This is a genomic window from Gordonia amarae NBRC 15530 (genome assembly GCF_000241345.1).
Taxonomy (GTDB): domain Bacteria; phylum Actinomycetota; class Actinomycetes; order Mycobacteriales; family Mycobacteriaceae; genus Gordonia; species Gordonia amarae.
The window spans coordinates 17,425-30,337 of sequence record NZ_BAED01000054.1 but is presented as its reverse complement, the minus strand read 5'-3'; the positions used below and the strand labels follow the sequence as shown (position 1 = coordinate 30,337).

Genomic DNA, 12,913 nt, shown 5'->3' with positions numbered 1-12,913 from the left:
CCGCTCCGATATTCAGCCGATGTGGCGGGTGGCGGCCCAGCGGGTGAGTGCGTTCCTGTTGGACTGCTGGGTTTTTCGCAGCACGTTGGATGCGTGGGTCTCGACCGTCTTGATGGAGATGAACAGTTCCTCGGCGATCTCGCGGTAGGTGTAGCCGCGGGCGAGCAGGCGCAGTACCTCCATCTCGCGACGCGTCAGCGAGTCGAGTTCGGGGTCGAGGGCGGGTTCGGGCACCGACGAGCGGCCGGTGAACGAGTCCAGCACGAATCCGGCCAGGCGTGGGCTGAACACAGCGTCACCGTCGGCCACGCGACGCACCGCGTCGGCGAGTTCGGCACCGTCGATGGTCTTGGTGACGTAGCCGCGGGCACCGGCCCGGATGGTGGCGATGACATCCTCGGCGGCGTCGGACACGCTCAGCGCCAGGAACACCGGGGCATCCTCGCCCAGCCGGTCACGCACGCCGCGCAATACGGCGACACCACCACCGCCGGGCATGTGCACGTCGAGCAGCACCACATCGGGGCGGGAGGCGACGATCCCGTCGACGGCCTCGGGCACCGTGCCGGACTCACCGGCGATGCGCAGACCGTTCTCGCCGGCCAGTTCGGCCCGCACTCCCGACCGGAACACGGCGTGGTCGTCGACCAGGAACACCGTGCACGTCCCCGCGCCCTCGGTGGCGTCTGTGGTCACTGGTCCTCCTCCTGCCGCCCGGTGCGCGATAGTACCGCCGTGTCGTCCGTGTCCGGGGTGTGGTCTCTGTCTGGGGTGTCGTTATCGGCCCGGGGCATTCTCAGCACCACATTGGTGCCCCGACCCGGGGCCGAGTCTATGGTCGCCGACCCGCCGAAACGGTCCATCCGGCCCCGCACCGACCGTACGAGTCCCTGCCTGTCGCCGTCCACCGCATCCGGGTCGAAGCCGACACCGCGATCCCGGACGAACACCTCGACCTGCTCGTCGGTGACCTCGCAGTACACCGACACCTTGCGTTCGCCGGAATGTTTCGCGGCGTTGATCAGGGCCTCCCGTGCCGCCGACGCCAGCCCCGCCCACCGGCGGCGCTGCTCGGCGCCCGGTTCGTCGTCGGGGCTCAGGTCGCCGACGGTGATCACGTCGACCTCGATGCCGTAGTCGTCCTCGACCTCGCCGCACACGCTGGTCAGGGTGGCGGCGAGGGAACTGCCGTGCTGGGCGGGATCACCGAACAGCCAGCCGCGCAGTTCCCGTTCCTGGCTGCGCGCCAGGCGCACCACCTCATCGGGTTTGCCGGCCTTCTTCTGGATCAGCGCGAGGGTCTGCAACACCGAATCGTGCAGGTGGGAGGCGATCTCCTCGCGTTCGGCGTCGCGGATGCGGGCGGCGCGTTCCTCACCGAGCGCACGCCACATCCGCATCCACAGCGGGACCGTCAGCATCACCACACCGGCCAGGGTCACGCCCACCGCGAGCAGCGTCGTCGAGAGCCTGCCGACGTCGGGGTCGCCGACCAGGACCACCACCGCCAGCCCGCCAACGACCGCCACCGCGCCACCGGTCAGCCGCGCCCACGTCCGCCAGGTGCCGCGGCTGGTGACCGGTGCGTCGAACTCGCGCCACACCACCCCGGCGCCGACGAGCACCACCAGGAACGGCAATAGGTTGGCCAGCGGGGTGCCGGCCGCCGCGATGCCGACGAGCATCGACACGACCAGGCCGACCAGCGCCAGACCGTAGGCCTGCCGGCGTTCGGCGGGCGAGACCCGCTCGGCGTCGTCGCCGAGCGGGCAAAGGAACCACAGCAGTACATACGCCGCGACACCCGCCCCGGCGAGCGCGCCCAGCAGCACGAATACGACACGGACCCGGAACACGTCGACGCCCAGGTGATCGGCCAGTCCACCGGCCACGCCGCCGATGACCCGGCCGCCGTTGCGCCGGACGAGTTTCGGCGGTTCGTCGGCGGTCGCGTCCACCTGCACCGGACCGGGTACCCGGATACCCGTGGGTGAGAAGGTTCCGGTGTCCTCCGGCGACGACGTGAACCCACGAGGGCTCCAGAGCGCGGCCGGCGGCCTCGCCCGGACTGCGCGCCGAGCACGATTTCTGCGACGACTCACACCATCGATACTGGCACGATCGGGGACCCCGGCACATCAGGGACGATCTCAGGGTGTTACCCGATTCCGGCGGTGGCACGGCACCGACAGTATTGGTGCCATGGACACCAAGCAGTTCGAACAGATGTGGGTCACCCGCCCGGTGCGCCCCGCCGACCGCACGGTCGCGGGCGTCTGTTCCGGCATCGGGGCGCGCTACCGGATCGATCCGACGCTGGTGAAGGTCGCGTTCGTCGTCGCCACACTGTTCGGCGGCAGCGGCATCCTTCTCTACGCGGTCGCCTGGCTGACCTTTCCCGGCACCAGCGGACGTGCCAAGATCGGCGGCCGGGGCGACATCTCACGTGGCGGGCCTCGCCGCGGCGGGCGGCACGGGCATGGCCGGCACAATCTGATCCTGCTGGTGGCGATCGTCCTCGCGATCCACTTCGTGTTCGGGTTCGGTTCGCAGACCTGGAGTTCGGGCGGACTGATGGGCACCATCCTGATGCTCGCCGGGTGGTGGCTGCTGTATCGCCGCACCCCGGTGTCGCCGCAGGGCACGGGCGCCGACAACTACCAGGCGCCGCTGCCCGCACCGGCCGCGATGGCCGCGCATTCCTTCCAGCGCTGGACCCCGCGCGATATGACCGACGGCTACCAGCCCGCGGGGTCCGCGTCGCCCATGTACGCGGCAACCACCGCCGCGACTCAGGGCACCGGCCACCCACCGACGGGCACCGGCCGGCCGCCCTGGTCGCCGGCCGGGACGCAGACCCAGGCACAACCGGCGACGAACGCACAGACCCCCGACCCGGCCGCGCCCGAGGTCACACCCCCCATGCCCCCGTCATGGGATCCCCTCGGCGCAGCTCCGTTCGCCTGGGACCTTCCCGAACCTTCTGTACCCGAACAGGATTCACCCGAAGCGACCCGGTCCGCGTGGACCCCGATGGTTCTCGGGGTGGCCATCCTGACCGCGGCCGGGGGCATCGCGGCCAATCTCGCCGGCGCGCAATGGTTCACGCCTGTCCGCATCGCGGCCCTGGCGCTGGCGGTTATCGGTGCCGGGCTGACCGTCTCAGCACTGCGCCGGCGTCCCACCGGCGGGCACGCAACGGGCCTGGCGACCATCGCCGTCCTGCTCGGCGCCGGTCTGGTGCTGGCCGCGGCCGCCGACATGCAGTGGCAGCGGCTACCCGGCGGCGGGGTCGGGGAACGATCGTGGAAACCGCAGAGCGAGAACGATATCCGTCCCGAGTACTCCTTCACCGTCGGCAACGGCGAACTGGATCTGACCGGGGTGACCCTCACCAGGGACCGCGCGGTCAAGGTCCGCGGCGGCCTCGGCGAGATCGACATCATCGTGCCCAAGAACATGGCGATCGATGTCACGTGTTCGGCCGATGTCGGCGACACGACGTGCCCCGACGGACTCTCCCGCGGCGATGCCCGCCCCGGCAGTCCCGTCCTGACCATCGACGCCGCAGTTGATTTCGGAGATGTGGAGGTTCGGCGATGACCGGCAACACCCCCCAGACGGGTGGAACAGCACCCGCCGGCGCGGGACAGCGCGCACCCGGCTTCGTGATCATCGGGCTGAGCGCCATAGCGGTGGCGGTGTGGGTGCTCGCCGGCTCCCCCGCCATCGACGACGCCGCCACGATCGGCAAGATCGCCGTGGGCGCCTGCCTACTGCTCGGCATCACCCTCATCGCGACGGGTGCCCGCAAGTCGACCACCCGTCGGTGACGGCAACTCCCCCGAATACCGGACAAACCGGAACTTAGGTCGGCCTAATCGCTCTGCTACCCTCCCTGTGACACCAAGGTTTGCCTAACCTGGCATCGCGAATCGGGAGGTTGAGCGTGCGAGAGCATCGGGGAGTTCCGCCGATCCTGACCGTCGTGGCGATTCTTGTCCTCGGACTCACCCTCTCCGCGACGGCTCCGGCGGCGGTCGCCGCCCCCACCGGAAAGCCAGGTGATGTGGTCCGCAGTACCGAGATCACCGATCGGCCCGAAGCAAGGATGGCGAGCGCGGCCCGGGTCTTCGACGTCACCTACCTGTCGGCCGACCCGCGGGGCAGGCTGGTCGAGGTCAAGGGCAGCGTCTCCCTCCCCAAGAAGGCACCCGGGCCGGGCGGTTGGCGCATCTTGGCCTGGAACCACTCCACCATGGGCCTCGGTGACTCCTGCACCATCACCGACTCCCTCGGCAAGGACAAACGCGGCAGCCGCGACAAGTGGCTCGGGCAGTGGTTGCGCGACGACTACGTGATCGCCGCCACCGAGTACCAGGGCATCGGCGGGCCGGGTGTGCACGCGTATCTGGACGGCCCGGTCGCCGGCAAGAACACCCTCGACATGGTGCGAGCGGCCCGCACCGTCGTCAAGAAGTATGTCGGTACCGACACCTCCAATGCCTTCGTCAGCTTCGGTGGTTCGCAGGGCGGACACGCGTCGATGTGGTCGAACTCTCTCGCGAAATCGTATGCGCCCGAACTCAAGAACGCGGCGACCATCGCCCACTCCGTGCCGACGGGACTCTCGGACTACTTCGCCGCGATCCGCCCCGGCTTCCCGAATGTGGTTGTGCCCGACTACGTCACCTATTTCTCCTACGTGCTCGCCGGGCTCAAGGTGAGCAGGCCCGACATCGACGTCGACTCCTACCTCACCCCGCTCGGCCGCACCGTGATCAAGAATGCGCAGCGCCTCTGCTACGCCGAGTCGGGTCCGGCGACCAAGGGCCTGACCGTCGGTCAACTCGTGTCCAGGCCGCTGGCCGACGGCCCGCTGCTGCCCGCGCTGCGTCAGTACACCAGGCTCCCCACCTCCGGCTACGGAGCACCGATCCTGCTGCAGCAGGGCTACCTCGATGTGGTGGCCTTCACCCCGCTGACCGGACAGTTCGTGTCGCGGCTGCGGTCCAACGGGGTCAACGTCACCTACCGCACCTATCCGACACAATTGCATGGTCTGAGCACCGCGCAGACCCTGGAGGCCGTGAAGTGGGCGAACACGCGCACGACATGGCCGAGGTAGGCGGTCCCGTTTTGTCGTGACAGCATGCAGTGACACCATTTCTTGGCCGGGCACCGGGTGCCCGGCCAAGAGCATGTGAGGAAGCCCCATGAAAATCGCCGAGATCATGCCGCTCACCCCTCTGCAGGAGGGGTTGCTGTACGCGTCGACCCTGTCGGAGTCGGGGCCGGACCCGTATACGGTGCAGGCGGATCTCGGCATCGACGGCGATCTGGACCCCCACCTGCTGCGCCGCAGCGCCCAGGCTGTCCTGGACCGGCACCCCAACCTGCGCAGCGCCTTTCGCCGCCGCAAGAACGGTATGCCGGTGGCCCTTGTCATCGACGGAGCCGAGATCGGCTGGGCCGAGCACGATCTGACCGATCTCCCGGCCGCTGCCGGGCTCCGCCGCTGGGACGAACTGCGCGAGGCCGATCGCAACACCCGGTTCGAGCCGGGTACCCCACCGTTGCTGCGGCTCACCGTGGCACGGCTGTCCACCCGGTCATGGCGGGTGCTCATCACCAATCACCACCTGATCCTCGACGGCTGGTCGTCGCCGATGCTGGTGCGCGAGATCTTCGCCGCCTACGCCGCGGGCGGCACTATCGACGGCCTGCCCGCGGTGCGCTCGTACCGCGACTTCCTGGCCTGGCTGGGCAGTCGGGACAGTGCCGCCGCCCTCGACCGCTGGCGTCAGGCATTGGGCGCGGTACCGGAGGCGACGCTGCTGGCACCGGAGGCGGCGGCGCTGGGTTCGCGCCCCGAGGAACTACGCATCGATGATCCCGGCGATCTCACCGAACGCCTGACCGCACGCGCCCGCGCCGAGGGCACCACCACCGCCGCGCTCGTGCAGACCGCGTGGGGCCTGACGCTCGGCCTGGACACCGGACGCGGCGACGTGCTGTTCGGCACCACCGTCTCGGGGCGCAGCCCGGAGTTCGACGGCGCCGAATCGATCATCGGCATGACGCTCGGCGCGGTGCCGGTTCGCGTGGAAGCCCGGCCGGCCGATCCCCTGATCGAGGTGGCGCGGCGGGTACAGGCCACCCAGACGACGGTGATGGACGATCAGTGGGTCGGCCTGCCGGCGATCGCGGGTGCGGTGGGACTCGGCGAGATGTTCGACACCCTGCTGGTGTTCGAGAATCATCCGCTGAGCGCGGGCCCGCTGCAGGAGACGATGACGGCGGCAGGCCTGGCGATCACCTCGATCGAACCGCAGGACTCCACCCACTATCCGCTCACCCTGCAGGTCATCCCGAATGCCACAGGTCACCCGCCCGGGTCGCGGCCGGGCATGCAGATCCGCCTGCACTATCTGCCCGAGGTTGTCGCCGCGGAGCGCCGCGACCGGCTCGCCCGGAATCTGGTGGCCGTGCTCACCGCGCTCGCCGACACACCGTCGGCTCTGGTCGCCGACCTGCCCGTCCTGGATGAGGAAGAGGCGGCGCGGGTGCGTGCGCTGGGTACCGGTCCGGCCGTGCCGGAGCGGACGCTCGACGACCTGCTCACGATCACCACCGACGACCGGGTCGCGGTGACCTGCGGCGGCCGCTCGGTCAGCTGGACCGAACTCGACTCCCGGGCAAGGACTTTCGACCAACGCCTGCGCGCTTGCGGGATCGGTCCGGAATCGATTGTCGCCCTGGCACTTCCCCGGCAGATCGACACGGTCGCTGCGGTCCTGGCCATCCTCCGCGCGGGTGCGGCGGTCCTGCCGATCGCCCTCGACTACCCGGCCGACTTCCTCTCATTCATCCTCGCCGACGCCCGGCCCGACCTGGTGATCGTCGACGGCATCACGCCGGTGCCGGGTGCCGATCCGCTGCCGCGGCTCGTCATCGATGATCCCGCTTCAGACCCGTCCGGCACCCCGGTTGCGTCGCCGGTCCGGCCCGGGAATCCGGCGTACCTGCTGTACACGTCGGGCTCGACCGGCACCCCGAAGGCGGTCGTGGGCACCCGCGACGGCCTCGGGTCACGGCTGGCGTGGGCGCATGAGCTGTGGCCACCCACCAGCCCCGACGTGCGCCTGGTGAAGAGTTCGCTGGCCTTCATCGACGGACTCACCGAGTTGCTCGGCGCGATCTGCGCGCACGCACCGATCATCCTGGCCACCGACGACGAACGGGTCGATCCGATCACGCAGGCCAAGTTGATCGACGCGCACGCGGTCACGCAGGTGACCGCCGTCGGTTCGCTGGCCGCCGAACTCGCCGCGTCGGCACCGGGTGCCTGCACCGGCATCGCACGCTGGATCCTGTCCGGGGAGACGCTGTCCGGGGACATCACCGGACAGCTGCGGGAACTGGCACCACACACGACGATCGTGAACTCGTACGGTTCCTCGGAGGTGGTGGGCGATGTCACCTTTGCCCGCGTGGATGGGGGCACCACCGATCCGGTCCCGATCGGCCGCCCTGTCCCGGGCTCGGAGATCGTCATCCTCGATACCGCGCTGCGTCCCACTCCGGTGGGTGTGGTCGGCGAGATCTATGTCGCCACAACACAGATCGCACGCGGTTACCTGCGGCGGCCCGCGCTCACCGCGGAGCGATTCGTGGCCGGTCCGGGCGGCATCAGGCTGTTCCGCACCGGAGACCTCGGCTGCTGGGACAGCAACGGCGAGGTGGAGTTTCACGGTCGCGGCGACGGGCAGGTGAAGATCCGCGGCCATCGCGTGGAGACCGTCGGGGTGCAGGCCGCCCTCCGCGGCCTGCCGGGTGTCGAGGCCGCCGTTGTGGTGGCCCGCCCCGACCCGAGCGGTGCGCTCACGCTGTGGGGTTACGTGAGCGGCGCCTGCGGTCTCGACCCGGCGGCGTTGCGCACCGGGCTCGCCGAGCGACTGCCGGAGTATCAGGTCCCCGCCGTCGTGGTCCTCGACGAGTTGCCGACGCTGCCCAACGGCAAGGTCGACCGGCGCTCGCTGCCCGACCCGGCGACCCTGACCGTGGCCGCGGGTGCCCGGCCCCCGGCGCCGGGCACCGAAACCACCATCGCCGCCGTGTACGGCGAACTCCTCGGCCGCACCGACGTGGACGCCGAGCTGAACTTCTTTGCCGCCGGCGGACATTCGCTGCTCGCGACGCGGCTCGCGCACCGGCTCACCGTCGAGCTCGACGCACCCGCGACCGTCCGCACCGTCTTCGACCATCCGACCGTGGCCGCGCTCGCCGCATGGGTCGACGGCCCGGCCGACGCCCAGGGAGCGGATACCGGCCTGGGAACCGGTCCCGGCGACGAGCCGCGGCCCGATCCGCTGCCTGCGTCTGCCGCCCAGCGTCGGCTATGGGTGCTCGACCGGTTGCAGCGGGATGCCGCGACCGAGTCGACCGGGGGTTCTGCCTACAGCCTGTCGTTCGTGGTCGAACTCGACGGCCGCCTCGACGAAGAGGCGTTACGCGCCGCCGTGCGGTCGCTGGTGGACCGGAACGAGTCGCTGCGGACGCAACTCGTCGCCGATGACGAGGGCGCCCTGTTCCAGCGCATCCTCCCCGCAGGCACCCCGATTCCCATCCTTGTGCACGAAGGCACCGATTACGCTGCAGCGCTGGAACTTTCCCGGAGCGCGCGATTCGACCTGGCCGAGGATCTGCCGGTCCGGGTCGATCTGGCCCGAATCGCCGGCGACACGACCGTGCTGCAGGTGGTGATGCACCACATCGCCGGCGACGAATGGTCGACACCGCTGGTGTTCGACGAGCTGGCGGCCGCGTACGAGAACGCGATCCGGCGGGCACCGCAGCCACCCGCCCCGGCGGTCCAGTACGCCGACGCCACCGCATGGCAGGACCGTCGACTCGACGCGGCCGACCCGTCCGGCACGTCACTGCGGCAACTCGAACGCGACCACTGGCGAACCGAACTCGACGGCCTGCCCGACGAGCTGCCACTGCCCTACGACCGGCCGCGGCCATCGGTTCCGTCGGATTCCGGTGGCACGGTGGAGTTCACGATCGGTGCGGACACGGCCGATGCCCTCACCCGGCTGACCCGTTCGACCGGCGTCACCGGTTTCATGGTGGCCCACGCCGCGGTCGCAGCGCTGTGGTCGCGGCTGACCGGCGCCGACGACATACCGCTGGGCACCCCGGTCGCCGGCCGGGATCATCCGGCGACACGGTCGGTGATCGGCATGTTCACCAACACCGTCGTCCTGCGGACCCGCCTGTGCGGCGATCCCACGGTCGCCGAACTCCTTGACCACGTCAAGCAGGTGGATCTGACCGCCCTCGACCATCAGCTGCTGCCGTTCCAGGAGGTCGTCGACGCCGTCGACCCGGTGCGGGATGTGGCACGCAGCCCGCTGTTCCAGACGCTCGTGCAGTACCGGAACCCGATCAGCTCACCGGATTTCGCCGGCCTCACCGCCCGTGTGCTGCCGGTGCGGGCGAACACCGCCAAGTTCGACCTGACCGTCGAGTTCCTGGAACACGGGCCCGGACAACCGATTTCCGGGCGCATCGAGTTCTCCCGCGATCTGCTCGACGACGCGACGGTGATCCGGATCGCCGACGCGCTCACCGCGACGCTGACGGCGATGGCCACCGACCCGGGCACCAGGTTGTCCCGGCTGCCGCTGCTCACCGAGGCGGACCGGTCCGCGCTGTCCCGATTCAACGACACCGCCGCAGGTGTCCCCGACGACGTCGATCTGCCGGCGTTGATCGCGGCCGCGGCCGCCACCCATCCGGGTACCCCGGCGGTCGTGGACGACAGCACAGCACTCACCTACTCCGAATTGATCTATGCCGCAGACGCTCTCGCCGCACGGCTGGTGGGTTCGGGAGTCGGTGCCGACGACGTGGTGGGTGTGGATCTGCCGCGCGGTGTCGCACTGTCGGTGGCAGTGCTCGCGATCATGCGGGCGGGTGCGGCGTACCTACCCCTGGACCGCGACCATCCGCCCGCACGCCGCGGGTTCATCCTGACCGATGCCCGGCCGGCGGCGGTCGTCACCGACGACGACGCGTTCACCGGTGGCGAGGTTCCGGTCGTCGTGGTCGACGCCGTGGGCACCCCGACGACCGGCGGTCCCACCGGCACGCCGCCACCGGCGGGTGCGCTCCCGACTGCCCGTGGCGCCTACCTGATCTACACCTCCGGATCGACCGGCACACCGAAGGCGGTGGTGGTCGACCACCCGGCGATCGTCAACCGACTGCTGTGGATGCAGCACCGATTCGGCCTGCAACCCGGCGAGCGGGTCCTGCACAAGACCCCGATCGGCTTCGACGTCTCCGTGTGGGAGTTGTTCTGGCCATTGATCTGTGGCGCGACCCTCGTGATGGCCACCCCCGGTGCCCACCGCGAACCGGCGGCGATCGCCGAGGCCCTGGCGCGGCATGGGATCACTGCGGTCCACTTCGTGCCGTCGCTGCTGCGGGCATTCCTGGCCGAGACCACCACGGAACTGCCAGACCTGCGCCGGATCTTGTGTTCGGGTGAGGCGCTCACCGCACCGCTGCGTGACGGTGTGGCCCGGAGGTTCCCGCACGTGCACCTGCACAACCTGTACGGCCCCACCGAGGCCGCCGTCGACGTCAGCGAGATCGACGTCACCGGGGCGACCGGTCCGGTCGTACCGATCGGCGCACCCATATGGAACACCGGTCTGCACGTGCTGGGCAGGGCGCTGGATCAACTGCCGATCGGGGTGTGGGGTGAGCTGTACCTGTCCGGCCGCCAGCTCGCGCGCGGCTACGCGGGACGGGCGGGCCTGACCGCCACCCGCTTCGTCGCCTGCCCGTTCGGCCGGCCCGGCGAGCGGATGTACCGGACCGGCGACATCGCCCGCTGGACCGCCGGCGGTGTGCTCGAATACGCCGGCCGCACCGACAGCCAGCTGAAGCTGCGCGGCCAGCGCATCGAACCCGGCGAGATCGAACAGGCGCTGCTGGCCGCGGGCGGGCTCACACAGGTCGTGGTGCTGGGCCATACCACCGTCGACGGCCGTACCATGCTCGTCGCCCACGGAGTCGCCGAAGACCCGGAAATCGTTGCACCGGAGTCGATCCTGTCGGCCGTCGCGCGGACACTGCCCGCCCACCTGGTACCGGCGACGCTCACCCTGCTCGACTCGCTGCCGGTCACCTCGAACGGCAAGCTCGACACCCGGCGGCTGCCGGACCCGGTGATCGCCGGGGTGGGCGGTACCGTCGACGACCCGGTGGCAGCCGACATCGCCGAGGTGTTCGCCGACGTGCTGCGGCTACCCGACTCCACCGTCGGGGCCGGGGATGACTTCTTCGCGCTCGGCGGCGACAGCATCGTCGCGATCACCGTCGTCAACCGGCTCCGCCGCCGCGGGCTGCTCGTCGACGTGCGGGAACTGTTCGAGCAGCGCACCGTCGCCGCGCTGGCCGCCGTCGCGCGACGTGCCGACGAGTCATCGACCGACGATGAACCCGAACGCACCGAACCGATGCCGCTGACCCCGATCGTCGCGCAACTGGCGAGCAGGCCCGGACGCTGGCAGTCGCTGGCCCAGTCGATCACCGTCGCCCTGCCGGCGTCGGTGACCGCCGACGACGTCCGGCAGGCACTGGCCGTGGTCGTCGCCCGCCACGAGGCGCTGCGGCTGCGGGTGACCACCACCGTGGCCGGAGTGTGGTCGGTGCAGCCGATACCGGCCGCATCATTCGACGCCGCAGCCGTTCTCACGGTTCACCGGGCCGACGACCCCACCGAGGAGACATTCACCAGGATCGCCGCGGACACCCTTGCCCGCCTCGATCCCACCGCCGGCGGAACCATCGCGGCGGCAGCAGTTTTCGGGGACAACGGATACGGCGGGGACAACGGATACGGCAGGGACAACGGATACGGCCGGCTGGTGCTGGTGATCCACCACCTCGCGGTCGACGCGGTGTCGTGGCGGATCCTGCTCGACGATCTCGCCGAGGCCGCCACGGCGATCGCCGCCGGAAACCCGCCGGTCCTTCTGCCGCCGGCGGTGTCGTACTCGCGGTACACCGACACCATCGCCGAGCTGGCGAACGCGCAGCCGACGATGGCCGAACTCCCCCGCTGGCGAGGTCTGCTGGCGGGCTCCGCCCCGGTCACCGACGCACCGGTACTCGGCACGCAGGCCGATCTGGTCACCGAGGTGATCACCCTCGATGCCGAGCGGACCCGCGCCTACCTGTCGGCGGAGTCGGTGACCGCGGCGGTGATCGCCGATACCGGGGCCGCGATCACGGCGTGGCGTACCGACGCCGGACAGGCGGCGGGGCCGGTGCTCATCGACATCGAAGGCCACGGCCGCGACCTGGGCGATCTCGATCTGTCCCGGACGGTCGGCTGGCTCACCACCGTCGCGCCCGTCCTGTTCGACCCCGACATCAGCGATGCCGCGACCACCATCGCGACGGACCTCGAGCAACACGCCCATTCGTACGGCCTGCTCCGCTACTGCAACGCGCGCACGGCGCGGGTGCTGGCCCGGGCACCGAAGGCGCAGGTGCTGGTCAACTATCTGGGCACCATGGTTCTGGGCGGGCAGACCGACTGGCAGCCCGCGCCCGAGGCCGCGTGGACGCGGACCCGGCCCGCCGGCGATCTGGGTGCCGACTACGCGATCACCGTCGACGCCCGGGTGGAACGCGGCGCCCTCGACGAGGGCCGGCTCATCATCGAAGTGACCTGTTCAGCACGGGTGTTCACGCGGGAGGAGATCGGCGCCCTGGTGCGCTCGGTGGAGCAAGCCGTGCGCGGTCGCGCCGACGACGCGGGGGCAGGTCGGCTCACAGACACTCAGTAGGTTACCCTAACCTGAGTCCGGAGTGTCCGACTTCGGCG

6 protein-coding genes are annotated in these 12,913 nt (G+C 70.4%); 4 read left to right on the top strand and 2 right to left on the bottom strand.

Annotated features, from left to right (window positions below):
* Positions 1-12 precede the first annotated feature (12 nt).
* The gene (locus GOAMR_RS15280) at positions 13-696 is read right to left on the bottom strand and encodes a response regulator (RefSeq protein ID WP_005189658.1); all 684 of its coding nucleotides are present in this window, start codon (positions 694-696) and stop codon (positions 13-15) included.
* Positions 693-1,964, bottom strand: a complete 1,272-nt coding sequence (locus GOAMR_RS15275) for an ATP-binding protein (RefSeq protein ID WP_005189656.1) — start codon at positions 1,962-1,964, stop codon at positions 693-695. The genes GOAMR_RS15280 and GOAMR_RS15275 overlap by 4 nt, the downstream gene beginning before the upstream one ends.
* 238 nt (positions 1,965-2,202) lie before the next feature.
* On the opposite strand from GOAMR_RS15275, the gene GOAMR_RS15270 reads away from it, so the two are divergent.
* The 4 genes from GOAMR_RS15270 (at position 2,203) to GOAMR_RS15255 (ending at position 12,875) form a co-directional block, all read left to right on the top strand.
* On the top strand, positions 2,203-3,603 hold the full coding sequence (locus tag GOAMR_RS15270; protein WP_005189653.1) for a PspC domain-containing protein: 1,401 nt from the start codon (positions 2,203-2,205) through the stop codon (positions 3,601-3,603).
* The gene (locus tag GOAMR_RS15265) at positions 3,600-3,833 is read left to right on the top strand and encodes a hypothetical protein (protein WP_005189651.1); all 234 of its coding nucleotides are present in this window, start codon (positions 3,600-3,602) and stop codon (positions 3,831-3,833) included. Before GOAMR_RS15270 ends, GOAMR_RS15265 begins: the two co-directional genes overlap by 4 nt.
* 116 nt (positions 3,834-3,949) lie before the next feature.
* The gene (locus tag GOAMR_RS15260; RefSeq protein ID WP_005189650.1) at positions 3,950-5,128 is read left to right on the top strand and encodes a lipase family protein; all 1,179 of its coding nucleotides are present in this window, start codon (positions 3,950-3,952) and stop codon (positions 5,126-5,128) included.
* An 88-nt stretch (positions 5,129-5,216) separates the two neighbouring features.
* The gene (locus tag GOAMR_RS15255; protein ID WP_005189649.1) at positions 5,217-12,875 is read left to right on the top strand and encodes a non-ribosomal peptide synthetase; all 7,659 of its coding nucleotides are present in this window, start codon (positions 5,217-5,219) and stop codon (positions 12,873-12,875) included.
* The last annotated feature ends 38 nt before the right edge of the window (positions 12,876-12,913 follow it).